This is a genomic window from Polaromonas sp. JS666 (assembly GCF_000013865.1).
Lineage (GTDB): Bacteria > Pseudomonadota > Gammaproteobacteria > Burkholderiales > Burkholderiaceae_C > Polaromonas.
The window spans coordinates 916,136-938,846 of the sequence record NC_007948.1 but is presented as its reverse complement, the minus strand read 5'-3'; the positions used below and the strand labels follow the sequence as shown (position 1 = coordinate 938,846).

Sequence of the window (22,711 nt, the reverse complement as noted above, 5' to 3'; positions counted from 1 at the left end):
GTCAGGGATCTCTAGAGGTCGTGCCCCGAATAGCTGAGATTGAAGGACTTGTTGATCAGCGGAAAGTCCGGAACGATGTTGCCGATGATGGCGTGCTCGAGCACCGGCCAGTTCTGCCACGACGGGTCGTGACAGTGGCAGCGCACGACGCGGCCATCGCCCCCAATCTCGAGCGCGACGAAAACCTCGCCGCGCCAGCCCTCCACCCAGCCCGCACCCATGGTCGGCACAGCCGGTGGCCGCAGGTCGACATGGGTGGCATCGCCCGGCAAGCCGGCGCAAATGGCGCGGATGAGCCTCAACGACTCGAACGTCTCTTCGAAGCGCACCGTCACGCGCGCTGCGACATCGCCATTGCGGTGTGTGGCCATCGCGACCTCGAACCGGTCGTAGGGCGCCCATTCGTGGTCGCAGCGCAGGTCGGCCGTCTGACCGCTGGCGCGCCCTGCCAGACCCGTGAGACCGAGCTGGGCGGCGAGCTGAGGGGTCACCCTCCCGGTGGTGAGCAAGCGGTCCTGCAGGCCCGCATGTTCGTCGTACACGACCTTCAGCGCGCGCACGTCCCGCTCGATGTCGTCGCACTGCTTGCGCAGGCGATCGAGCATCGGTGGCGCGAGGTCGACCGCGACGCCTCCAGGTACCACCGCGTCCATCATGAAGCGGTGGCCGAAGGCCTCTTTGGACAGGCGCTGCCAGTCCTCGCGCAGGCGCGAGAACTGCGCCAGACCGAAGGCCAGCGCCGCGTCGTTACCCAGGGCGCCAAGGTCACCCAGGTGGTTGGCCACGCGCTCGCGCTCCAGCATCAGCGCGCGCAGCCAGGTCGCCCTGGCCGGGATCCTGCTGCCCCAAGCCGACTCGAGCGCCATGCAATAGGCCCAGGCATACGCCACCGTCGAGTCGCCCGACACGCGGCCAGCGAGCCGGTGGCCTTCGATTGGCGTCAGTTCGGTGAAGCGGCGCTCGATGCCCTTGTGCGTGTAGCCCAGATGCTCTTCCAGCCGGAGTACCTTCTCGCCGACCACCGAGAAACGGAAGTGGCCAGGCTCGATGATGCCGGCATGCACCGGGCCGACGGCGATCTCGTGCACCCCGTCGCCTTCGACGCACACGAAGGGGTAATCGGCGGGCAGCGTGCCGACGCCCGCAGCCTTCGGTTCGGCATGGTGTTGCAGCGGTGGGTTTCCGGGCGCCCACATGCCATGGTCCAGCCACGGGCGGTCGTCACGGCTGCCGTCTGCGTGCAGGCCCGACAGGTCGGCCATGGCGCGCTGCATCCGGCCCGCACACGGGAACGCGGACGACAGATCCGGAAAGCCCGGTGTCGCATCGTCGAGCGGCAGTTCGAGCCAGACCAGCCCCTCGAATACAGCATAGGCCGCACAGGCCGCCATGGCGCCGCCACTGGCCCGGCGGTCCACGCCCCAAACTGAAACCAGTCGCCCGCCGCTGTCCGCGATGGTGCGCGCCGCGGAGCTCCAGGCGTCGCGACCGACCTGTCCGTGCCACATAGGCAGGGGCGCCGGCAGGCGCCGCAGGTCGAGTCCAAGGTCAGGCAGCGCCATACGGTCAGCTTCCCAGCATGGCGGCCGCCTGCCGGTACCAGGCGTTGAGATAGGACGGAATGTACAGGCCCAGCATCAGCCCGAGCGCCAGGTGAACAAACACCGGGATCAGTGCTGGCGGATGCGCCAGGGGCTGGACGTTGGTCTCGCCGAACACCATGGGCTGGATGCGGCTGAAGACCGATGCAAATGCCAGGCCCAAGGCGATCAACAGGAACGGCGTCGCCCAGGGCTGCTCGCGCATCGCGGTCGTGACGATCAGGAACTCGCTGGCGAAAACCCCGAATGGCGGCATACCCAGGATGGCCAGAGATCCGAGCATCAGGCCCCAGGCGACCGTCGGGCTGACCTTGATCAGCCCGCGAATGTTTTCCATGACCTGTGTACCGGCCTTCTGCGTGGCGTGGCCGACGGCAAAAAAGATCGCGGACTTGATCAGCGAATGCACCGTCATGTGCAGCAGCCCGGCGAAGTTGGCGATCGGGCCGCCCATGCCGAACGCGAAGGTCATCATCCCCATGTGCTCGATGGACGAATAGGCGAACATGCGCTTGACGTCCTTCTGCCGGATCATGAGGAACACCGCAGCCACCACCGACAACAGGCCGAAGCCCATCATCAGCCGGCCGGCCAGATGACTGTGCAGCGCACCGTCCGTCAGCACCTTGCAGCGCAGGATCGCATAGAGCGCCACGTTCAGCAGCAGGCCCGACAACACGGCGGACACGGGCGTAGGCCCCTCGGCATGGGCGTCCGGCAACCAGTTGTGCAACGGCACCAGGCCAACCTTGGTGCCGTAGCCGATGAACAGGAACGCGAACGCCAGCGTAATGATGTTCGGGTCGAGCTGATTCTTCACCGCATCGAGGTTGGTCCAGAGCAAGGCACCGGCCTCGGCGCTGATGACCTTCTCGGCCGCCATGTAGAGCAGCACCGTGCCGAACAGCGCCTGGGCAATACCCACACCGCACAGGATGAAGTATTTCCACGCGGCCTCCAGGCTGGCCGCGGTGCGGTAGACGCTGACCAGCAGCACGGTGGTCAGCGTGGCGGCCTCCATCGCGACCCAGAGAATGCCCATGTTGTTGGTCGTCAGTGCCAGCAGCATCGTGAAGCTGAACAGCTGGTACATGCTGTGATAAAGGCGCAGGCGCGGCGGGGTCATCTTGCCGCGGTCGCGCTCGATGCGCATATAGGGCCGCGAGAAGATCGAGGTAGTGAAGCCGACAAACGCGGTCAGCGAGACGAGAAAGACGTTCAGCGCATCGATGTAGAACTCGTTGCCCCACACCAGCAGCGGCCCGCCTTCGATGATCTGTATCGTGAGCACGCAAGCGGCAATGAAGGTTGCCAGGCTGAAGGCGACGTTGACATCGCGCGCGTTGTCGCGGTGGCCGACCAGCGCCAGCACCAGCCCGCCGGCGAGCGGGGTTGCGAGGAGGAAGGCCAGGGCAAGCAACTCAGTCATCCTTGAGTTTTTCGAGATGGCTGATGTCCAGGCTGTCGAACTGCTCGCGGATCTGGAACATGAACACGCCCAGGATCAGCACGCCGATCAGCACATCCAGCGCGATGCCGAGCTCCACCACCATGGGCATGCCGTAGGTGGCCGAGGTGGCGGCAAAGAACAGGCCGTTTTCCATCGCCAGGAAGCCGATCACCTGCGGCACCGCCTTCGCGCGCGTGATCATCATCAGGAAGGACAGCAGCACGCAGGCCAGTGCGATGCCCAGCGTGCCACTGGCCAGCGCCGACGACAGCCGCGCGATCGGCATCGCGAGGTCGAATGCGAAGATCACGACCACGATGCCGATCAGCATGGTCGTCGGGATATTGATCAGCGTCTCGACGTCCCAGCGAATATTGAGGCGGTCGATGACCCGGTGCAGCAGGTACGGGATCAACAGGACCTTGAGCACGAAAGTCACGCCGGCCGAGATGTACAGGTGCGGCTGATTCGTCACGTAGCCAACCACGCCGGTCGCCAGCACCAGCGTCGCGCCCTGCATCGTGAACAGGTGAATCAGCGACAGGATGCGCCGCTGCGCGATCATCGCGAACGCGAGCATCAGCAGCACCGCGCCGAGCAGATTGACGAACTGGGTCAACAAGGCGCTCATCTCAATACCCGCCCGGCCGCATCAAGGGCGCCGAGCCTCCCCCTGGGGGGGCGGCGAATGAAATGAGCGCGGCGGCATTGCATCATTGCCCGAGCAGCAGTTGCACCAGCATTCCGATCACCGCCAGCAGGAAGGCGGTGGCCAGGAACTCGGGAACGCGGAAGATGCGCATCTTGGCGGAGAACGCCTCCAGCGCGGCAAGCAGGAAGCCACCGACGGCGAGCTTGAACACCAGTACGGGCAGTGCCAGCAGCATGGCCAGCGGGGCCTGGGCCTCGGCCACGCCCCAGGGGAAAAACAGCGCCAGGCCGATGCACGAGTAGGCGAACAGCTTCAGGCTGGCCGCCCACTCGATCAACGCCAGGTGGCGGCCCGAGTATTCCAGGATGAGCGCCTCGTGGATCATCGTCAGTTCCAGGTGCGTGGCGGGGTTGTCGACCGGTACGCGGGCGTTCTCCGCCAGCGACACCATCGTGAATGCAACGCCGGCAAAGGCCAGGCCAGGGTAGATGGCCAGTTCGCGATGGGCGAGCGTCTCGACGATGGTGGTGAGCGAGGTCGATTTTGAAATGAGCGATGCCGAGAACAGCACCATCAACAGCGCCGGCTCGGCCAGAAAGCCGATCAGCATCTCGCGTCGCGCGCCCATGGTGCCGAAGGCAGTGCCGATGTCCATGGCGGCCAGCGAGATGAACACGCGCGCCAGCGCAAACAGGCCGACCAGCGCGATCGCATCGGCCGCCGTCGCCAGTGGCAGGTCTGTGGAGACGGTGGGGATGATCGAGCATGCCAGCACCATACAGCCAAACACCACGTAAGGCGCGATGCGAAACAGGCGCGATGCGCTGTCGGCCACCATCGATTCCTTGTTGAACAGCTTGTGCAGCATCCGGTAGGGTTGCCAGAGGCTGGGCGCGGATTTGTTCTGCAGCCAGGCACGCCACTGGTTGACCCAGCCAGTCAGCAACGGCGCCATCGAGATCGCGAGGATGATCTCGAGCAACTGCGACAGAAAGCCGGAGAAGGTCATGTCTGCCCCCAGGCCGCCGCGCGCCCGGCCCCCGGGGGGCGCAGCACTGCATGGAACCGGTCCGGCGCCGTGCTCATGACCGCCTCATCGCATCACCGCCAGCAGCGTGGCGATCAGGGTTAGAAAACTGTACAGCAGGTACACCGCGATGCGCCCCTGCTGCATCAGGCCGATCAGTCGCGCCAGGTACGCGGCCAGGTCGGCAATGGGTACATAGAGCCAGCGCCAGAAGTGATCCTCGACCCTGACGCGATACCGCGGCTGTTCGTCAAAGGGCGACGGCAGCTCGCGCTGCATCAGGAAGAAGGGCTCGAAGATCTGGCGGATCGGCTGGCCGAAGCCCTCTGCCGTATCCTGCATGCGGGCGTTGCCCCACGGGAAGCCACAGGCCCAAGGCAGGCCGCGACGCACCCGGCCGTGGTAGAGCCAGCGCACCAGCAGGTAAGCCAGCGCGAAGCTGCCCAGGATGCCGAGCAGGAAAATCACCGGCCCGTAGCTCGCCTGCTCGAGACTGTTCGGCGCCAGCAGCCAGCCGCCAGCCGCCACCTTGGCACCCAGACCCGACGCGACGAGCTGCTGCGTCACGGGGTCTATCAGTTGAATGAACTGTGTCGGCAGCAGGCCGAGCGCGACGCAGCCGAGCGCCAGCCACACCATGCCCGTTATCTCCCAGCGTCCAGCGTCGTGGGCACCGGCGAGCTTGCCCTCGCGCGGCTGGCCGAGGAAAATCACTCCAAAGAACTTGACCATCGTGTAGCCAGCCAGTGCTGCCACCAGGGCGATCAGCGCGGCGACCACAGGGATCAGCATGGTCAACAGCGGCAACGGCAGGCTCGGCGTGAATAAAAAGCTCTGCAGCAACAACCACTCCGACACGAACCCGCCGAGTGGCGGCAGACCGGCGCTGGCCAGCACGCCGATCAGTGTCAGCCAGCCGACCCAGGGCATGGTGCGGATCAACCCTCCCAGCTTGCCGAGGTTTCTCTCGGACGTGGCGTGCAGGACGCTGCCGGTGCCGAGGAAGAGCAGACTCTTGAAGCAGGCATGGCTTGCGACGTGATAGAGCGTCGCCGTCATGGCCAGTGCTGCCATCGGATTCATGTCGTAGGCCGAAAAGATCAGCGTCAGGCCAATGCCGACGAACAGCAGGCCCATGTTCTCGATCGACGAATAGGCCAGCAACCGCTTCATGTCGGTCTGCACCGCCGCGAAGACCACGCCGAACAGGGCGGTAGCCAGGCCAACGGCCAGCAGCAGCCCGCCCCACCACCACATACGCATGTGCAGCAAGTCGAAAGACACGCGCATCAGACCGTAGATGGCCGTATTGAGCATGACACCGCTCATCAGGGCCGACACCGGCGAGGGTGCGGCCGGGTGGGCCTCTGGCAGCCATACATGCAAGGGCAGGATGCCGGCCTTGGCGCCGAAACCAAACACGGCGAGCAGGAAGCCGAGCGAGGCCCAGAAAGGTGTCGGGGCCTGCGCCCGCATGTTGGCGAAGGTGTAGTCGCCGGTGTTGGCCTGCAGCACGCCGAAGCACAGCAAGATGGCGATCGCACCGATGCGCGCCATCGTGATGTAGAGGTAGCCGGCGCTACGCACTTCCGGGATGCGGTGGTTCGCGGTCACCAGGAAGAACGACGACAGCGCCATCGTCTCCCACATCACCATGAACGAATAGGCATCGTCGGCCAGGACCACCCCCACCATGCTGGCCAGGAAGACGTGGTACTCCAGGCACAGCAGGCCCGGCGACGTGCCTTCGCCCTTGCGGAAGTAGCCGGCCGCGAAGGCGGAGATACCGGCCGACGCCGCGCCTATCACCATCAGGAAGTAGGCCGAGAGGCTATCCAGGCGCAGGTGGAACGGCAAGTCCGGCAGGCCGATGGGGAGCACGGCGACTTCAGGCGTGCCGGGCACCGCGCCGAAGGCCAGGCCGAACAGCGCCAGCCCGAGCAAGCCGCCGACCGGGAAAAGCACGCGGGACACCAGGGCGAGTCGATGCAGCGCCATGACCCCTGCGACCCCCACGATCAGCCAGCCCAGCACAACCGCGAGCATCCAGTCGAGGATGAACCATTGCGCGATGGGGGGCAGGCTGCTCATGCCCCACGCCGGCGCGCTACACGTCGCTTCACAGGAGGTGGTTTATCGCGTATTGAGGCTGGTTTCGCCAAGGCTGGCGCAACATGACCAACCGGCCCGGAGTCGTCCGCATGTGCACTGCCCGGCGTGTACTGGACACCATGCTGCGCAAGGTAGTCGCGGATAAGTTGTCGCACCACCTGCGATACCGTCAGATCCAGTTGCGCGCACAGGCGCTCCAGGGCCGCCTTCTTGTTCGGGTCAATGAGCAGCGTTAGCCGCGCGGTCTTGAGCTCCATAAATCCTCGGCATGACAATGCGATGATTACATGCGTCACATCGTACATGAATGCCATGTGATCAACAAACGCCTGGTGCCGTGTTGCATGCTTGATGGAACCAACAAAAGCGATGGATGTTGGGTCAGGGCAAGGCGCACACCACAGCGATACCCGCAGGTATCGCGCGGATTTGCAACGCCGCCATGGCGCAAAAGACGCGGTTTTATGTTCCAGATAGCGTGCAACACCGCGCTAACCAATACGGTTCAGTTAAGCCCTTGCCCCTGGTTTGTCATCCTGGACTTGATCCGGGAGCCATGGATTGCGGTCAGGCCCGCCATGACAAGTCAAGGTTTTGGTCATTCCGACATTCCGATTCAAGGTGAATAACTTGACTGAACCGTATTGGCACTAGCACCGCTGGTCTTTCAGCGCCAGACGGACGCGATTGAATGCCGGAAGGAGATGCGCGCGCACGTCGAACTTCATATCTTGCGGCAATGCTTCCGTACCTATGGAATGGTTGAGCATCAGATCGCCTTTGCACACGAAAACCACGACATTCGTACAGGTAGCGGCGCTGACTCGCAAGATTGGAGCGTCAAAGCTTCGGGCAATCCTTTCGATGTGTTGCTCGGAATCGCCATCATCGCCGTCCAGGTTAAAAACCGCCATCCCGCCGCGGCGCAATGCGGCAAAGCAGTCATCGTAGAAGCTCTGCGATGACAGCTGGGGAGGAATCCCCTCAGCCACAAAGCCGTCTACCAGCAAGGTGTCGAGCGAGTCCTCAGCGGCCCTGACGAAGTCCGCTCCGTCGCCCAGAATCACGGAGAATCGCTCGTCATCGGGCGGAACATGGAACTTGTCGCGCAGCGAGAGGACGTGCGGATTAACCTCAACCGCGGTGATGCGCGATTCCGCCAGGTGCCGGTAGCAGAACTTGGCCAGCGAGCCACCGCCCAACCCGATGATGGCAACATGCCCGGGCTGGCTCATGAACAGCAGGAATCCCATCATCAAGCGCGTGTATTCCAGGCTCAGCCAGTCGGGCTGGTCGAGACACATCCGGCTTTGCATCTCCAGACGGGTGAAATGCAGTGACCGGCTACCCGGTGTCTCTATCACGAAGGGCTCCGCGTGCTGCAGGGCCTCGAAGTCGAAGGTATTGGACATCGTTTCTGTTAAACCGAGTGCAGCGGGGTTTCTGGACGTTGCCGTCTGGCTGCCTCTTTGACCCTCGACATGCTGGGCGCCAGTTGGACCCAAGCGTCAGGGGCCAGATGCGGTGGGCAATGCAATGGCCCGTGCAATGGCGTGCCTGCGAGCCTGTCCCTGCATGCAAAGGCTACGGTATTGCTGCGCTCGTGGTCATTGATGGCGGTCAGCATACGTCCCTCAAAACTTCTTTTCATGCGATCCATGTAGATTGGGGAATTCTGGTGGTGAGAATGAAAATTCGCCACCAGAACACCACGGGGTTCAAGCAGGTCAAAGCAGTTGTCGTAGAAGGTGCGAGAGGCAAGGCACGCTGGCAGCCCATCACTGTCGAATCCGTCGACCAGGATCACGTCGTATCGGCACTGGGCTGTACGGACAAAGTCGGCCGCATCCGCCTCATGGACATGGAAGCGGTGGTCGTCTTTGGGCACCTCAAATTTATCGCGCAGAGCGATGACATGGGGGTTGATTTCAATCACCTCAATCCGCGATCTGGGCAGGTACCGGTAGCAAAACTTCGCCAGTGAGCCACCGCCAAGACCCACCATCGCGATACTGCGGGGGCGGGGAACCAGCAGCAAAAACCCCATCATGAGTCGCGTGTACGACAGCGACAGCAGGTCTGGCCGGCCGATCTGCATCCTGCTTTGAATGTCGCACTCCGAGAAGTACAAGGTCTTCGAGGTCAGCGTTTCGTCCACAAATGGTCGCAGGTGCTGGTGGTACTCAGGATGGTCTGGCATGGGTGCCTCGAATGAATGGGCGGAACAGCGTCGTTGCGCAAAACAGTTGACGGAACTACTTGTCACCATGAATTTCGGCGACGGCCAAGGCGGTCGTGCTGGAAATCATGTACACAGTGGCGGACGGAGTCGGAATATGAATGGACCGTGCGCCTCCATTCAGGCGCGGCGCAGCCGATGAGCTGCACGGCTCCTGCAGGAAAAGTTCACGGCTTCGTTTTGAGGCGAGGTGCACCCGGGATTACCCAGCTGCATTTCTCCACGAGGTTTGCCGGGCAGTTTCATGGCGACCGCGGTGTAGCCCAGACCAGCCGAACCAGGCCGTTTGCGATGTGCGGCAGCCTCATGCCAGTCGCGAGCACTCGGGAGGTCGGCGTGATGGGCAGTGCAGTCTTGAGTTGGGCAAAGACCAGAAACGATACCTCCGATTCGGGGGCCTCACGGTCCAATCGATCGCTCTCAACCAGCAATTTCGGCATCACGTCACCCGGCGGGGTGTCGCGATCAAAGTAGATGCGTACGATTTGATCACCAGGAAGGTGAAGGCGCGCGCATTCATCGGTGCCCTGCGATATCAGTTCCAGCGGAAGACCCTTGAGCACTGCATGCTCTTTGACGAGGTGCTCCAGCGTCAGGCTGACGGCAGTCCTGAGCAACTCGACGTCCAGCAACTGCGCCCGGCCCCCCTCTCCTCCGAGCAGGCTGGCGAGATCTTCTCCGCGACCCGGGCCTTGATACCGAATACAGCTCAACCCCAGATCAGCTTCTGTCTCGCAGGCACGAGCAACTTCAAATGGTTCTCGCGCCGCGTAGCAGACCGACTCCAGCCATGCGACAGCTGCGACGAAGTGATCAAACTCATACGCAGCGTCGGGGAAACGGGCAACGAAGGGCTGCGGGTCAAACACGTCATCGATTCTTTGCACAATCGGCGACGCCCAGTGAACTTCATCGCGGCGTTTCCAGACCGCACCGAATACACGGCTGGGGCCTCCCGATCGAGGCGTGTACCGCAGCAGCTTGATGTGCCGGTTCACAGGCTCCGTCGGCATGTTGGATCGCCCGGCGTTCATTGGGGCAACCTCCGCGCTGCGCGCTGCGGTATTCGCCTTAGGAGCGGCCCGGCGGCTCATGGCATTTCCCTTTGGATTTTCTTGCCGAGTAACCAGAAATCTCTCAGGAGCGGAGGTGCGGCCAATACCATGAGCAAGGCAGCCACGGGCACTGTTGCCGCGAAGCCCAAAGCCCTGAACGCCACGGCACCAATCACGCCCCCAACAAAAAACAAGCCGAGAATGACCGAGTGGATAGCCAGTTTGTCGCGATCGGCCTTCACGAAGTGCTCGACATTGGTTTCCCGCGTGCGGTTCCAGTAGATCAGTCGTCCCAGCTCAATGCCGAGATCCGTGATCACACCCGTCATGTGCGTGGTTCTGATCTCGGCCTTGGATATTTTGGTGACGATCGCATTCTGCAATCCCATGATGAAACACAGCAGCAGCACGGTGGACGGCACAAACAGTTCACTGAAAAGCTGAAGATTCGCCCCCAGCAAGCCGAAGACCAGAAGCAGGACCGCTTCGAGCATGAGGGACAGCGCAAACTCGCCATGCATTTGCCGCCGCCGCGCCCAATTAATCAGGACTGCGGTTGTTGCGGCTCCACCAAGAAATGAGGCAAGCGACGCGACTCCTGCGAGAACCAAAACAGTGTGCCCCAGGATCAGGTCGTCCGCGATGCCAGACAGAATTCCGGTCATGTGAGAGGTATAGCGCTGCACCGCAAGAAACCCCCCTGCATTGATGGCGCCGGCGATAAACGCAAGCACTCCGCCCAATTGGCGATTGCTCCGTCGCGTTCTCACTCGATGGGTCAGGCCGTGAAGGAAGTTTGCCGGGATAAAAAAAACGAGCTTTGCAAGCCCTTCGACCTCGTTGCGCATGGGTTGAATATAGGTTACATTCAATTCAATTGCAATTATAATTTCATTATCATATTATGCGATGAAATGAATACAGGAACATGAGGGGGACATGAATATGGGAGCACCAATGGAGCTAAAGACGGCACGACTGACGGTTCTGATTGATCCGGCAAAGAAACTGGCGTTCGAGGGCTTGTGTGCAAAACAGGACGTCACCCCCTCCCAAGTCGTACGCAGGCTCATTCGCGAGTACCTGGTCGAGCATGGCGTCGAATTCACGCCGTCCGGGACTTCAAAATCAGCCAGAAGAAGGCACACATCTTGAGGATCAGGGAGCAAGAGAGGTCCGCCCCAATTTCGCCTCGAAGACTGTCAGTTTTCCCCGGGCAGCGGCCGGGTTCCCTGGAACAATAGAAACGCTCTGAAAAAAAATAGTAGCTGACTGCACCCGCTCTTCCTGGGCCAGAGCCTGTTTTTATCCGGGAAGCGCGTCTTTACCGGTTGCCACCCGCCGGACGGACGTTCTCTTCATCGACGGACCCCGTGCCGAGCACCCTCAGGTCCCGGTCCATCACCACGGTGAAAATCCGGGGCGTGCCGGGCGGGTTCAGGTAGCGCCAGTCGTAATGGGTTTCCTGCTTGAGCGGATAGGGTGTCACCTTCATCGGCTTGCCCAGCATCCTGCGCACCTGCTCCATGCGCATGCCGGGAAGCACCTTCGCAAAGGTCTGCGGCGTCAGCACCTGGCGCAGTGCGCTCATCTTGCCGTCCGCGCCTATGGTGATCATGTAGTTGACCTGGCCCTCGGGCTGACGGTTGTATTCAAGGGTCCGCGCGCCAGGTTCGGCGGCGGCGCCCGGCAACGGTGTGTCGGCCATGTCGGAGGCCTCCCAGATTTTTTCGGGCTCGCCGAAACGCGCCCGGACATCGGCCTCGGTGGACACACCTTCCTCCAGTTCGGCAATGCGCTGCGGGTCGCAGCCGGCCAGCCCGAGAACAAATGACAGCAGGCCCATACAAGCAATCGTCCTTCTGGAAGTTTTAGTGGCTGGCGGCTGCGAGGGCCCCTGCGGGCCGACCGGTGAAAAGGCCACCGGAACAGGCGCGGAGACAGGTAACAATGAGCGCAAGGCAGACCCCCGGTAAAATCAGTCAACTACATGTTTTAGGCAGTTTAGACCCATGTCCTTCTTTCGCCGCCCCGACTACACCTCCGAAGTCACCCAGTTCATTGACCAGCTCAAAGCGAAGAAGCCCACACTGGAGGCCGAACAGCGGGCCGGCCGGGCCCTGCTGTGGGACAAAAAGCTGAGCCTGCAGGACGAGGCCGATTACAGCGACGCCCGTGTACCGCAGCAGCCCTATGTGTACGGCACGAGCAATCACCCCAACGGCAAGTAATTGCCAAACAGGCTTCCGACCCCGAAAACCGGGAATAAGCAGCTCTATTTTTAGCAGCTATATTTTTTATAGCAAACCTGCCTTGTCACCCCCGGCTGCGGTTGCCGCAATATGTCCCAGAATCCTTCCCTGCCCTCTCCCCAGGATCTGCCGCCCGCAGCCGGTCAGGACCTGCCCGCCAACCTGGACCCAGACATGCCGGAAGTGATCGACCAGGTCGCGCTGGCCCGGCTCTATGGCGAGCCGCTGTTTGCGATGCCGCACGACCTGTACATCCCGCCGGATGCCCTGCAGGTGTTTCTGGAGGCGTTCGAGGGCCCGCTGGACTTGCTGCTCTACCTGATCCGCAAGCAGAACTTCAATATTCTCGACATCCCGATGGCGGCGGTCACGCGCCAGTACCTCACCTATGTCGACGAGATCCGCGCCACCAACCTGGAGCTGGCGGCCGAATACCTGCTGATGGCCGCAATGCTGATCGAGATCAAGTCGCGCATGCTGCTGCCGCCGAAGAAAGTGGCCGAGGGCCAGGAAGCCGAAGACCCGCGCGCCGAGCTGGTACGCCGCCTGCTCGAGTACGAGCAGATCAAGCTGGCCGCCCACAAGCTCAACGATGTGCCGCAATTTGGCCGCGACTTCCTGCGTGCCCAGGTCTATGTGGAGCAGTCGCTGCAGCCGCGCTTTCCCGACGTCAATGTGGTCGACCTGCAGGAGGCCTGGCGCGACATCGTCAAGCGCGCCCGCCTGGTGCAGCACCACGTGATCTCCCGCGAAGAGCTCTCGGTGCGCGAGCACATGAGCATCGTGCTGCGCAAGCTACAGGGCCGCAAGTTCCTCGAATTTGAAGACCTGTTTGACGCCACACGCGGCATGCCGGTGCTGGTGGTGACCTTCATCGCGCTGCTCGAATTGTCCAAGGAAGGCCTGCTGGAAGTCACGCAGGCCGAAGCTTTTGCCCCGGTTTACGTGCGCCTGGCCTACACTCCCGCCTGATATTCATCCTTCATGACTGATTCAACTGCCCCCGTGCAACATGTGTTTGATGTGCTGGTGGTCGGCAGCGGCCTGGCCGGCCTGACGGCGGCGCTGCAGCTGGCCCCCACCCACCGCGTGGCCGTGCTGACCAAGCGCGCCATGAACGACGGCTCCAGCGGCTGGGCCCAGGGCGGCATTGCCGCCGTGATGGCCGAAGACGACAGCTTTGACTCGCACGTGGACGACACCCTGGTGGCGGGCGCAGGCCTGTCGGATCCGGCCGCCACCCGCTTTGTGGTGGAAAACGCGCCGAAAACCATTGCCTGGCTGCAGGAGATGGGCGTGCCGTTCTCGCAGGAAGACGGCCAGAACGGTCGCTTGCACCTGACGCGCGAGGGCGGCCACAGCGCCCGACGCATCGTGCATGTGACGGACGCCACCGGCGCCGCCGTGCAGCGCACGCTGATCGGGCAGGTACGCCGCACGCCCAACATCACGCTGTTCGAGAACCACACGCTGGTCGACCTGATCACCGCCCGCAAGCTGGGCCACACCTCGGCGGCTGAACCCGATCGCTGCCTCGGCCTGTATGCGCTGGACGAAGCCACCGACAAGGTACTCACCTTCAGCGCGCCGCACACCATCCTGGCCACTGGGGGCGCGGGCAAGGTCTACCTGTACACCACCAACCCCGACACCGCCACCGGTGACGGCGTGGCGGCGGCCTGGCGCGCCGGTTGCCGCGCGGCCAACATGGAATTCATCCAGTTCCACCCCACCTGCCTGTACCACCCGCATGCCAAATCGTTTTTGATCAGCGAGGCGGTGCGTGGCGAAGGCGGGCGCCTGCTGCTGCCCGAATCGGCAGGGGGCACTCGCTTCATGCCCCTGCATGATGAGCGCGCCGAACTGGCGCCGCGCGATGTGGTGGCGCGCGCAATCGACTTCGAGATGAAAAAGCACGGCCTTGACTGCGTGCACCTGGACATTTCACACCAGCCGCTGGCTTTTATCCTGGCCCATTTCCCCAATATCTACGCCCGCTGCCTTGAATTTGGCATCGACATTTCGAAGCAGCCGATTCCCGTGGTGCCGGCAGCGCACTACACCTGCGGCGGCGTGCTGACCGACCTGGACGGCCGCACCGACCTGCCCGGCCTGTATGCGATTGGCGAGACGGCCTGCACCGGCCTGCACGGCGCCAACCGGCTGGCCAGCAATTCGCTGGTGGAATGCATGGTGTTTGCGCGCGCTGCGGCACAGGACATCGTTCGAACGCCGCGCCCCCGGGCGCCAGTACTTCCCGAATGGGACGACAGCCGCGTCACCGACGCCGACGAGGCCGTGGTGATTTCGCACAACTGGGATGAACTGCGCCGCTTCATGTGGGACTACGTGGGCATCGTGCGGACCAACAAGCGCCTGGAGCGCGCCGCCCACCGCATCACGCTGCTGCAGGGCGAAATCCAGGAGTACTACGCGCATTTCCATGTCACGCGCGATTTGCTGGAACTTCGCAACCTGGTGCAGGCGGCCGAACTGATTGTTCGTTCGGCCCAGGCCCGGCATGAAAGCCGCGGCCTGCATTTCAGCCGCGATTACCCGGCCATGGCGGCCACGGCGACCCCGACCATCCTCGTGCCGCCAGCGGCCTGAACCGACGCGGGCATCAGGCGGTGCGGGGCTCCAGCTCCGCCGGGATCCAGCCGCGCAGGCTGTTCACAAAAGCCAGCGCCTGCACCCGCGGCAGATCCGCCACGCGGACCACGGCTTCAGCCACGCGGCCTTCGCGCAAGGCATTGGCGCGCGCTACGCCCCCCAGCAATCCGCACCGCAGCGGCGGCGTGACCCAGTGGCCGTCCAGCAGCAGCGCCACGTTGCCGCGCGTGCATTCGGTGATCTCGCCGTCGGTATTCCACAGCAGGGTGTCGAACACGCCCGGCTGGGCAGGGGTGAATGCGTCGTAGTGGGCCCGCCGGGTGGTCTTGAAACGCACGAACTCATCGTGCGCATCGGCGATGGCACGTTCGGCCAGACACAGGCGCACGCGCGCCGGCCCGGCTTCCAGCGCATGGGCCTCGGCCTGCGCTCGCCCCTGCGCATCAAGCAGCAGGCGCACCCGCCACGCACCCTGGGCATGGGCCTGCACCAGCGCCTGCAGCGATCGCTCAACCTGAAGCACATCCCACGGGTAGCCAAAATGCCGGGCCGCCAGCGCCATGCGGGCCAGATGCGCATCGGCATCACGCAGACACCCGTCCTTCAGTCCCAGCGTTTCCAGCAGCGAAAAAGGCGCACTGGCGCGCTGCACAAAAGCCTGCTTGTGGCGCCACTCCTGCCACTCGCCGTCGGCGCTGGCGTCCGCGGTGATACCGCTGCCAATGCCGCAGCGCAGCGCCATCCCGCCCAGGGTCACGGTGCGGATGGGTACATTGAACGTGGCCCTGATGCCGCCGTGTTCGCCCGGCTGCACCACGCCAACGGCGCCGCAGTACACACCCCGCGCCTGCGGTTCCAGCGCATGGATCATCTGCATCGCGCGCACCTTGGGCGCGCCGGTTACCGAACCGCAGGGGAACAGCGCGGCAAAGACATCCGCCAGCGAACAGCCTTCGCGCGTGCGCGCCTCGACGTCCGAGGTCATCTGCCACAGCGTGGGCAGCGCCTCGGTGTGGAACAGGCGCGGCACCCGCACGCTGAACGGCCGGGCGATGCGCGACAGGTCATTGCGCAGCAAGTCCACGATCATCACATTCTCGGCGCGCTCCTTGGCCGATGTGCGCAGCGCCTCGGCCTGCGCTGCATCGTCGTGCGGCGAGGCGCCGCGCCGTGCCGTGCCCTTCATGGGCCGCGTCAGGATACGGCCCGCATGCCAGTCGAAAAACAGCTCGGGGGATACCGACAGCACCTGCGCATCGCCGGTGTCCAGAAAGGCCGCATAGCCGCCGGGCTGGGCCCGCTGCAGGGCGGAAAACAGGGCGCGAGCCGCATCACCCCCCGGTTCGCCGCGCAACGTGCCCAGCAGCGGTGCGGTGATGTTGACCTGGTACAGCTCACCCTGGGCAATGGCGTGCTGGATGCTTGTCAGCGCCGCGTCAAAAACGGGGCGCGGACAGGTCTCCTGCCACTGCACCTGGACGGCTGCATCCGCCGCATCCGCCGCGTCCCCCGGCCATGGCAAAGCCTCGTCGTACACCGCAAACCATGCCAGGGGCCCGTCCGCCGGATGCACGGCCAGCGCGGCATCGAAGGCGGGCGCGGCCTCGTAGCGCAGGTAACCCACGCACCAGGCGCCCTGCTGCGCAGCCTGCTGCACTGCGTCCAGCACCGCGCGCACCTGCTGCGGCTCGCGCGCCACCAGCACCTGGCGCGCCACGCCAAAGGCCTGGCGCAAACGTGGCCCGTCGGGATGGTCCGGGTTGGAGAAGTCGATGAGTGCCGACAAGGCTCCCATCAGGCCGCGCCGATGTTCGGCACCAGCGCGCCCGCCGGCTGGCCGGCCTTCAGCGCAGCGGTGAACGCCAGCATGCGGTCAATCGGCAGGCGGGCACGCAGGCCCAGCGCCGGATCAACGTGAATTTCATTGCGGCCGGTCTCCAGCACATGGGCCAGGCCCGCCAGGCTGTTCATGGCCATCCAGGGGCAGTGCGCGCAGCTCTTGCAGGTCGCGCTGTTGCCAGCCGTCGGCGCCTCGATGAAGATCTTGCCGGGGTTGAGTGTGCGCAGCTTGTGCATCATGCCGCTGTCGGTGGCGACAATGAACTCCGGGGCGTCCAGTTCGCGCGCGGCTTTCAGGATGGCCGAGGTGGAACCCACCGCGTCGGCCAGCGCCACCACATCGGCCGGTGACTCGGGATGCACCAGCACCCTGGCTTTCGGGTGCTCCTTCTTGAGCGCTTCGAGCTCGAAGGCCTTGAACTCGTCGTGCACGATGCAGGTGCCGTTCCAGAACACCATATCGGCGCCAGTCTGGCGCTGGATGTAGCCGCCCAGATGCTTGTCGGGCGCCCACAAGATCTTGTGCCCCTTGTCTTTCAGTGCCTGCACAATGTCGAGCGCGCAGCTGGATGTGACCACCCAGTCGGCGCGCGCCTTCACGGCCGCGCTGGTGTTGGCATAGACTACCACGGTGCGGTCCGGGTGCGCGTCGCAAAAAGCGCTGAACTCATCGACCGGACACCCCAGGTCCAGCGAGCAGGTCGCGTCGAGGTCGGGCATCAGCACGCGCTTTTCGGGCGAAACAATCTTGGCCGTCTCGCCCATGAAGCGCACGCCCGAGACCACCAGCGTCTGCGCCGCATGGTTCTGGCCAAAGCGCGCCATCTCCAGCGAGTCGCTGACGATACCGCCGGTTTCCTCGGCCAGGTCCTGCAGGTCGGGGTGCACGTAGTAGTGCGACACCATCACCGCGTTGCGCTCCTTCAGCAGCCGGCGGATCTTGTCCTTGAGCGCGGCACGCTGCTTGGGGCCGGGCTCGACCGGTACACGCGCCCAGGCGTGCCTGGTGTCGCACGCCGAGGCGCCCGGAACCGCCGCCGGGTGCGGCGAGTCGTATTCAACATCAATCACGTCAGTCACGGCGCCCATCGCAGTTCCTTACAGCTCGTGAAAACGCATCGAGAAATCGATGGCCTTGACGTCCTTGGTCAGGCCGCCAATGGAAATCCGGTCCACGCCAGTTTCGGCCAGGCTGCGCAGGCTTTCCTGCGTCACGCCACCGGAGATCTCCAGGCTGGCGCGCCCCTCGTTGATGCGCACCGCCTCGCGCAACTGGTCCAGCGTCATGTTGTCGAGCAGCACCATGCGGGCGCCGGCATTCAGGGCCTGCTGCAACTCGGCCAGGTCTTCAACCTCGATTTGCACAAAATCTGCCTGGGCCGCCACCGCGGCCGCACGCGCCAGCACCTGCGCAATGCCGCCGGCAGCGGCAATATGGTTTTCCTTGATCAGCACCGCGTCGTAGAGGCCAATCCGGTGGTTGGTGCCGCCGCCGGTACGCACCGCGTATTTCTGCGCCAGGCGCAGGCCGGGCAATGTTTTGCGGGTGTCCACAATCTGCGCCCGCGTGCCTTGCACCGCAGCGACATAGCCAGCCGTTTTGCTGGCCACCGCGCTCAGCAGCTGCAGAAAATTGAGCGCCGTGCGCTCGGCCGTCAGCAGGGCCTGCGCCCGACCCTGTATCTCCAGCACCACCTGGTTGGCGGCGCAGCGCTCGCCGTCCCGCACATGCCAGGTCAGGCGGGCCTGGGGGTCGAGCTGCAAAATCGTGGCTTCCACCCAGGCGCTGCCGCAAATCACGGCGCTTTCGCGTGCCAGCACCTGCGCCCGGGCGCTGCGGGCCGGATCAATCAGCCCCGCCGTCAAATCGCCCGCGCCCACATCTTCGGCCAGCGCAAGAATTGCGTCGGCCTTGGCTACCTCAACGATGGCCTCAGCCGAGAAATCAAATGACTTTTTCATAACCAGTTGGAATAAAGACTCGCCCAGATGGAATAAAGACTCCCCTAGACTACGGGAATAAAGACTCCCCTAGACTACGGTTCAACAGACTAAATGTTACTGATATGACGGTAACAGATGCTTTATTGTCTCGCTGTTTGTACGCTGTTATCCGATTGCCCCAGATTAATCGTCACTTCTTTATTGCCAGCCCATCATGTTTCGCACCCTGCTCAAATCCAAAATTCACCGCGCCAGCGTCACCCACTGCGAACTGAACTACGAAGGCTCGTGCGCGATTGACGAAGACCTGCTGGACGCTGCCAACCTGGGCGAGAACGAGCAGGTGCATATCTGGAACATCAACAACGGCGAGCGCTTTATCACCTACGCCATCCGGGCCGAGCGCGGCAGCCGCATCATCTCGGTCAATGGCTCCGCGGCCCGCCGGGCTGCCGTGGGCGATCTCGTCATCATTGCCGCCTTTGCGCAGGTGCATGAAGAGTATGTCGCCGGCTTCCGGCCCAAGCTGGTGTTTGTCGACCCCGACAACCGAATCAAGGAAGAGCGCTCGACCATTCCGGTTCAGATGCCCTGAATCCACGCATCGCCCGTCACGCATCCCGCGTGCCGCCCTGCCCGCCTGCACAAGCGCTGGCCTCCACCGTCTTTTAAACCGGAGCATCCATGGACAACACCTCGATGGTCCAGCGCAGCCTGCGGCATGTGTGGCACCCCTGCACGCAGATGAAGCTGCACGAATCGCAACCGCTGATTCCGGTGTCCAGGGCCGACGGGGTGTGGCTCCACGACTTTGAAGGCCACCGCTACCTCGACGGCATCAGCTCCTGGTGGGTCAACCTGTTTGGCCACAACCACCCCCACATCCGGGCGGCGCTGATTGACCAGCTCGGCCGGCTCGATCACGTGATGCTGGCCGGTTTCACGCACCAGTCGGTGGTAGAGCTGTCTGAAAAGCTGGCGCAGCTGACCGGCCTGGGTCATGCCTTTTACGGCAGCGACGGCGCCTCGGCCACCGAGATCGCGCTGAAGATGAGTGCGCACTACTGGCGCAACACCGGGCGCCCCGGCAAATGCCGTTTTGTGGGACTGGCCGGCGGCTACCACGGCGAAACCGTGGGCGCGCTGGCCGTGACCGACATCGCCATTTTCCGCGAGGCCTACGCGCCGCTGGTGCGACTGGCAGCTACCGTGCCCAGCCCCGATGCCCGTTGCGCCCGGCCGGGCGAAAGCGCTGTGGACGTGGCAGGTCGCGCTGCCGGCGCGCTGCAGGCCTGGCTCGAGCAGCACCACGCAGAAACCGCGGCCCTCATCGTGGAGCCGCTGGTGCAGTGCGCCGCCGGCATGGCCATGCACGACGCCAGCTACCTGCGCGGGGTGCGCGCCCTGTGTGACCGCTACGAGGTGCATCTGGTGGTGGACGAAATAGCCACCGGCTTTGGCCGCACCGGCACGATGTTTGCCCACCAGCAGGCTGGCATCCGGCCCGACTTCATCTGCCTCTCAAAAGGCCTGACCGGCGGCACCCTGCCGCTGTCGGCCGTGCTGACCACCGACACGGTCTACCAGGCCTTTTACGACGACGACGTGGCGCGCGGTTTTCTGCACTCGCACTCCTATACCGGCAACCCGCTGGCCTGCCGCGCCGCCCTGGCCACGCTGGAACTGTTCGAACAAAACGATGTGCTGGCCGGCAATGTCGCGGTGGCGCGCAGCCTGACCGCAGCCTTCGCGCCATTGACCGCCCATCCGCGTGTCCGGAACGCCAGGCAGCTTGGCATGATCTGGGCCTGGGATGTAGCTGATGCGCTGCCCGGTTTTTCGCGCCGCTACTACCAGCACGCGCTGGCGCAGGGTGTGCTGCTGCGGCCGATTGGCAACACGATTTACGCCATGCCGCCGTATGTGATGGACGAGGAAAGCTCCGGTTTTCTGGCACGCGGCGCGCTGGCGGCCCTGCAGGCCACGCTGGCCGAAGAAGCTGCGCATGGCTGAGCATCCGAAAATTTCCTTTTTCGTGACCGGCACCGATACCGGCGTGGGCAAGACCCTGGTCAGTGCGGCGCTGCTGCATGCGCTGGCCCCGCACTACCCGCGCGTGGTCGGCATGAAGCCGGTGGCAGCAGGCACCACCTTGATGGACGGCTTGCAAGCCAACGACGACGTGCTGGCCCTGCGCGCTGCATCCAGCTGCCGCGTACCCCCCGAACTGGACAATCCCGTTTTGCTGCCCGACGCGGTGTCGCCGCACATTGCCGCCACGCGCGCTGGCGTTCGCATAGCCATCGCCCATATCGTGGCCTGCCACCGCCAATTACTGCAGCTGGCTGACGCCGTGGTGGTGGAAGGCGCAGGCGGCTTCATGGTGCCGCTGTCGGATACGGAAACCGGCGCGGATCTGGCGCAGGCCCTGGGCTTGCCCGTGGTACTGGTGGTGGGCCTGCGCCTGGGCTGCCTCAACCACGCGCTGCTGACGGCCGCCGCCATTCGCGCGCGCGGCCTCACGCTGGCGGGCTGGGTGGCCAACCATATAGACCCCAGCATGCTCGCGCAAGGCGACAACATCGCCTTTTTGCAGCACCAGCTGGCCGCACCGCTGCTGGCCAGCATTGCGCACCAGTCGCAGCCCGACCCCAAAACCCTGAACCTGGAACTCCCCCTGGCATGGCAATCAACACCCCACTGACAAATTCCTGGCTCGATGAATTTCCGGCGCGCATTGCCGAGCTGGACCGCGCGCATTTGCGCCGCCGGCGTCGCGTCGTCGTGCCTGAAGATGGCGCCCACCTGCAGGTTGACGGGCAGCGCATGCTGGCGTTTTGCAGCAACGACTACCTGGGCCTGGCCGGCCACCCCGCGCTGGTGCAAGCCGCCTGCGACGGTGCCCGGGCTTTCGGCGTGGGTGCGGCGGCCTCGCCACTGGTGAGCGGCCACAGCGCCGCCAACGAGGCGCTGGAAGCCGCCCTGGCCCGCTTTGTCGGCCAGCCGCGCGCCCTGTACTTTTACGCCGGTTATGCCACCAACATCGGCATCGTGCCCGCGCTGGTGGGCAAAGGCGATGCGATTTTTTCAGACGCGCTGAACCACGCCTGCCTGATTGACGGCGCAAGGCTGTCAAGCGCACAGATTCACCGCTACCCGCATGCCGACCTGGCCGCACTGGAGCAGGAGCTCATCAGCAGCCCGGCGCGGCGCAAGCTCATCATCAGTGACGCCGTGTTCAGCATGGACGGCGATGTGGCCGATGTGCCTGCGCTGCTGGCATTGTGCGAGCGCCATGACGCCCTGCTGCTGCTCGACGACGCACACGGTTTTGGCGTGCTGGGCCCGCAGGGGCGGGGTTGCCTGGCCCACTTTGGCCTGTCCGGTGAAAATGCTTCACCGCGCGTGCTCTACATGGCCACGCTGGGCAAGGCCGCGGGCGTGGCCGGGGCGTTTGTGGCGGGCAGCGAGGCACTGGTTGAATGGCTGCTGCAAAAAACCCGCAGTTACATTTTTGCCACCGCCGCCCCTGCCTTGCTGGCCACCGCCTTGCAAACCAGCCTGCAACTGATTGAGCAGGACGAGTGGCGGCGCGAGCACCTGCAGCGCCTCATTGCCCGCTTGAGGAGCGGCCTGGCTCAAGGCCTGCAAGGCAGCTCATGGCGGCTCGGCGAGTCACCCACCGCCATTCAGCCCGTGGTGATTGGCCCCAACGACGCGGCGCTGGCCGTGATGGAAGGCCTGCGCACACGCGGACTGTGGGTCCCCGCCATTCGCCCGCCCACCGTGGCTGAGGGCACGGCCCGTTTGCGCATTGCCCTGTCGGCCGCGCACACCGAGGCAGATATTGACCGGCTGGTGCAGGCCCTGACCGAGCTGGCAAAGCCCGGCAGTCTCTGAACCCGGCCTCGTCAGTGCTGGGTAAAA

Annotated in this window: 22 protein-coding genes; 8 read left to right on the top strand and 14 right to left on the bottom strand. The window is 64.1% G+C overall.

Annotated elements, in window-relative coordinates:
• Positions 1 to 11: 11 nt before the first annotated feature.
• From BPRO_RS04530 to BPRO_RS04485, 10 genes are all read right to left on the bottom strand, one after another.
• Positions 12 to 1,562 carry an NADH-quinone oxidoreductase subunit C gene (locus tag BPRO_RS04530; protein ID WP_011481878.1) on the bottom strand — a complete coding sequence of 517 codons (1,551 nt, stop codon included), beginning with the start codon at positions 1,560 to 1,562 and terminating at the stop codon, positions 12 to 14.
• 4 nt (positions 1,563 to 1,566) lie between these two features.
• Positions 1,567 to 3,030 (bottom strand): hydrogenase 4 subunit F, encoded by a 1,464-nt coding sequence (locus tag BPRO_RS04525; protein ID WP_011481877.1) that lies wholly within the window; start codon positions 3,028 to 3,030, stop codon positions 1,567 to 1,569.
• Entirely contained in the window at positions 3,023 to 3,682 is a 660-nt protein-coding gene (locus BPRO_RS04520; protein WP_011481876.1) for a formate hydrogenlyase, read from the bottom strand. The genes BPRO_RS04525 and BPRO_RS04520 overlap by 8 nt, the downstream gene beginning before the upstream one ends.
• Before the next feature lie 82 nt (positions 3,683 to 3,764).
• Positions 3,765 to 4,712, bottom strand: a complete 948-nt coding sequence (locus BPRO_RS04515) for a respiratory chain complex I subunit 1 family protein (RefSeq protein ID WP_011481875.1) — start codon at positions 4,710 to 4,712, stop codon at positions 3,765 to 3,767.
• Between the two features lie 84 nt (positions 4,713 to 4,796).
• Entirely contained in the window at positions 4,797 to 6,821 is a 2,025-nt protein-coding gene (hyfB, locus tag BPRO_RS04510; RefSeq protein WP_011481874.1) for a hydrogenase 4 subunit B, read from the bottom strand.
• Positions 6,818 to 7,156, bottom strand: coding sequence for a ribbon-helix-helix protein, CopG family (locus BPRO_RS04505; RefSeq protein WP_232291490.1), 339 nt, complete (start codon positions 7,154 to 7,156; stop codon positions 6,818 to 6,820). Before BPRO_RS04505 ends, hyfB begins: the two co-directional genes overlap by 4 nt.
• A 336-nt stretch (positions 7,157 to 7,492) precedes the next feature.
• Complete coding sequence (locus tag BPRO_RS04500) at positions 7,493 to 8,254, bottom strand: spermidine synthase-like protein (RefSeq protein WP_011481871.1); 762 nt, start codon at positions 8,252 to 8,254, stop codon at positions 7,493 to 7,495.
• Between the two features lie 8 nt (positions 8,255 to 8,262).
• A complete protein-coding gene (locus tag BPRO_RS04495) occupies positions 8,263 to 9,042 on the bottom strand; it encodes a fused MFS/spermidine synthase (RefSeq protein WP_011481870.1) in 780 nt (259 codons plus the stop codon).
• A 281-nt stretch (positions 9,043 to 9,323) separates the two neighbouring features.
• Positions 9,324 to 10,115 (bottom strand): hypothetical protein, encoded by a 792-nt coding sequence (locus BPRO_RS04490; RefSeq protein WP_157045721.1) that lies wholly within the window; start codon positions 10,113 to 10,115, stop codon positions 9,324 to 9,326.
• Between the two features lie 56 nt (positions 10,116 to 10,171).
• Positions 10,172 to 10,942: a YoaK family protein gene (locus BPRO_RS04485; RefSeq protein WP_041389230.1), complete on the bottom strand. Its 771-nt coding sequence runs from the start codon at positions 10,940 to 10,942 to the stop codon at positions 10,172 to 10,174.
• A gap of 151 nt (positions 10,943 to 11,093) precedes the next feature.
• Here BPRO_RS04485 and BPRO_RS04480 point away from each other — a divergent pair, with 151 nt between their 5' ends.
• Positions 11,094 to 11,291 carry a hypothetical protein gene (locus BPRO_RS04480; RefSeq protein ID WP_041389229.1) on the top strand — a complete coding sequence of 66 codons (198 nt, stop codon included), beginning with the start codon at positions 11,094 to 11,096 and terminating at the stop codon, positions 11,289 to 11,291.
• A 169-nt stretch (positions 11,292 to 11,460) separates the two neighbouring features.
• On the opposite strand, the gene BPRO_RS04475 is transcribed toward BPRO_RS04480, so the two are convergent.
• Complete coding sequence (locus tag BPRO_RS04475; protein WP_011481866.1) at positions 11,461 to 11,982, bottom strand: hypothetical protein; 522 nt, start codon at positions 11,980 to 11,982, stop codon at positions 11,461 to 11,463.
• 166 nt (positions 11,983 to 12,148) lie between these two features.
• Between BPRO_RS04475 and BPRO_RS04470 the strand changes: the two genes are divergently transcribed.
• From BPRO_RS04470 to nadB, 3 genes are all read left to right on the top strand, one after another.
• Entirely contained in the window at positions 12,149 to 12,367 is a 219-nt protein-coding gene (locus tag BPRO_RS04470) for a DUF3460 family protein (RefSeq protein WP_011481865.1), read from the top strand.
• Positions 12,368 to 12,478: 111 nt separating this feature from the next.
• On the top strand, positions 12,479 to 13,360 hold the full coding sequence (locus BPRO_RS04465) for a segregation and condensation protein A (protein WP_011481864.1): 882 nt from the start codon (positions 12,479 to 12,481) through the stop codon (positions 13,358 to 13,360).
• Between the two features lie 12 nt (positions 13,361 to 13,372).
• Positions 13,373 to 14,998 (top strand): L-aspartate oxidase, encoded by a 1,626-nt coding sequence (nadB, locus tag BPRO_RS04460; protein WP_011481863.1) that lies wholly within the window; start codon positions 13,373 to 13,375, stop codon positions 14,996 to 14,998.
• A gap of 13 nt (positions 14,999 to 15,011) precedes the next feature.
• Here nadB and pabB read toward each other — a convergent pair whose 3' ends face one another.
• From pabB to nadC, 3 genes are read right to left on the bottom strand one after another with little or no spacing between them, the layout of a single operon-like run.
• Positions 15,012 to 16,796: an aminodeoxychorismate synthase component I gene (gene pabB, locus BPRO_RS04455; protein ID WP_011481862.1), complete on the bottom strand. Its 1,785-nt coding sequence runs from the start codon at positions 16,794 to 16,796 to the stop codon at positions 15,012 to 15,014.
• A complete protein-coding gene (nadA, locus tag BPRO_RS04450) occupies positions 16,796 to 17,929 on the bottom strand; it encodes a quinolinate synthase NadA (protein ID WP_011481861.1) in 1,134 nt (377 codons plus the stop codon). The genes pabB and nadA overlap by 1 nt, the downstream gene beginning before the upstream one ends.
• A 9-nt stretch (positions 17,930 to 17,938) precedes the next feature.
• Entirely contained in the window at positions 17,939 to 18,802 is an 864-nt protein-coding gene (gene nadC, locus BPRO_RS04445; protein WP_011481860.1) for a carboxylating nicotinate-nucleotide diphosphorylase, read from the bottom strand.
• A 196-nt stretch (positions 18,803 to 18,998) separates the two neighbouring features.
• On the opposite strand from nadC, the gene panD reads away from it, so the two are divergent.
• The 4 genes from panD to bioF all read left to right on the top strand — a co-directional run bounded on the left by panD (position 18,999) and on the right by bioF (position 22,684).
• Complete coding sequence (gene panD, locus BPRO_RS04440; RefSeq protein WP_011481859.1) at positions 18,999 to 19,379, top strand: aspartate 1-decarboxylase; 381 nt, start codon at positions 18,999 to 19,001, stop codon at positions 19,377 to 19,379.
• 89 nt (positions 19,380 to 19,468) lie between these two features.
• On the top strand, positions 19,469 to 20,797 hold the full coding sequence (locus tag BPRO_RS04435) for an adenosylmethionine--8-amino-7-oxononanoate transaminase (protein ID WP_011481858.1): 1,329 nt from the start codon (positions 19,469 to 19,471) through the stop codon (positions 20,795 to 20,797).
• Positions 20,790 to 21,488, top strand: a complete 699-nt coding sequence (gene bioD / locus BPRO_RS04430; protein ID WP_011481857.1) for a dethiobiotin synthase — start codon at positions 20,790 to 20,792, stop codon at positions 21,486 to 21,488. Before BPRO_RS04435 ends, bioD begins: the two co-directional genes overlap by 8 nt.
• On the top strand, positions 21,467 to 22,684 hold the full coding sequence (gene bioF / locus BPRO_RS04425; RefSeq protein WP_011481856.1) for an 8-amino-7-oxononanoate synthase: 1,218 nt from the start codon (positions 21,467 to 21,469) through the stop codon (positions 22,682 to 22,684). The genes bioD and bioF overlap by 22 nt, the downstream gene beginning before the upstream one ends.
• Positions 22,685 to 22,711: the final 27 nt, after the last annotated feature.

What these genes read in the sequence shown, in the direction of transcription:
- BPRO_RS04525 (WP_011481877.1), bottom strand. Translation starts at nt 3,030, where the DNA reads ATGACTGAGTTGCTTGCCCTGGCCTTCCTCCTCGCAACCCCGCTCGCC.
- bioF (WP_011481856.1), top strand. Translation starts at nt 21,467, where the DNA reads ATGGCAATCAACACCCCACTGACAAATTCCTGGCTCGATGAATTTCCG.
- bioD (WP_011481857.1), top strand. Translation starts at nt 20,790, where the DNA reads ATGGCTGAGCATCCGAAAATTTCCTTTTTCGTGACCGGCACCGATACC.
- nadC (WP_011481860.1), bottom strand. Translation starts at nt 18,802, where the DNA reads ATGAAAAAGTCATTTGATTTCTCGGCTGAGGCCATCGTTGAGGTAGCC.
- BPRO_RS04475 (WP_011481866.1), bottom strand. Translation starts at nt 11,982, where the DNA reads ATGGGCCTGCTGTCATTTGTTCTCGGGCTGGCCGGCTGCGACCCGCAG.
- pabB (WP_011481862.1), bottom strand. Translation starts at nt 16,796, where the DNA reads ATGGGAGCCTTGTCGGCACTCATCGACTTCTCCAACCCGGACCATCCC.
- BPRO_RS04465 (WP_011481864.1), top strand. Translation starts at nt 12,479, where the DNA reads ATGTCCCAGAATCCTTCCCTGCCCTCTCCCCAGGATCTGCCGCCCGCA.
- panD (WP_011481859.1), top strand. Translation starts at nt 18,999, where the DNA reads ATGTTTCGCACCCTGCTCAAATCCAAAATTCACCGCGCCAGCGTCACC.
- BPRO_RS04480 (WP_041389229.1), top strand. Translation starts at nt 11,094, where the DNA reads ATGGAGCTAAAGACGGCACGACTGACGGTTCTGATTGATCCGGCAAAG.
- BPRO_RS04515 (WP_011481875.1), bottom strand. Translation starts at nt 4,712, where the DNA reads ATGACCTTCTCCGGCTTTCTGTCGCAGTTGCTCGAGATCATCCTCGCG.
- nadA (WP_011481861.1), bottom strand. Translation starts at nt 17,929, where the DNA reads ATGGGCGCCGTGACTGACGTGATTGATGTTGAATACGACTCGCCGCAC.
- BPRO_RS04500 (WP_011481871.1), bottom strand. Translation starts at nt 8,254, where the DNA reads ATGTCCAATACCTTCGACTTCGAGGCCCTGCAGCACGCGGAGCCCTTC.
- BPRO_RS04470 (WP_011481865.1), top strand. Translation starts at nt 12,149, where the DNA reads ATGTCCTTCTTTCGCCGCCCCGACTACACCTCCGAAGTCACCCAGTTC.
- BPRO_RS04530 (WP_011481878.1), bottom strand. Translation starts at nt 1,562, where the DNA reads ATGGCGCTGCCTGACCTTGGACTCGACCTGCGGCGCCTGCCGGCGCCC.
- BPRO_RS04495 (WP_011481870.1), bottom strand. Translation starts at nt 9,042, where the DNA reads ATGCCAGACCATCCTGAGTACCACCAGCACCTGCGACCATTTGTGGAC.
- BPRO_RS04435 (WP_011481858.1), top strand. Translation starts at nt 19,469, where the DNA reads ATGGACAACACCTCGATGGTCCAGCGCAGCCTGCGGCATGTGTGGCAC.
- BPRO_RS04490 (WP_157045721.1), bottom strand. Translation starts at nt 10,115, where the DNA reads ATGAACGCCGGGCGATCCAACATGCCGACGGAGCCTGTGAACCGGCAC.
- BPRO_RS04520 (WP_011481876.1), bottom strand. Translation starts at nt 3,682, where the DNA reads ATGAGCGCCTTGTTGACCCAGTTCGTCAATCTGCTCGGCGCGGTGCTG.
- BPRO_RS04505 (WP_232291490.1), bottom strand. Translation starts at nt 7,156, where the DNA reads ATGGCATTCATGTACGATGTGACGCATGTAATCATCGCATTGTCATGC.
- nadB (WP_011481863.1), top strand. Translation starts at nt 13,373, where the DNA reads ATGACTGATTCAACTGCCCCCGTGCAACATGTGTTTGATGTGCTGGTG.
- hyfB (WP_011481874.1), bottom strand. Translation starts at nt 6,821, where the DNA reads ATGAGCAGCCTGCCCCCCATCGCGCAATGGTTCATCCTCGACTGGATG.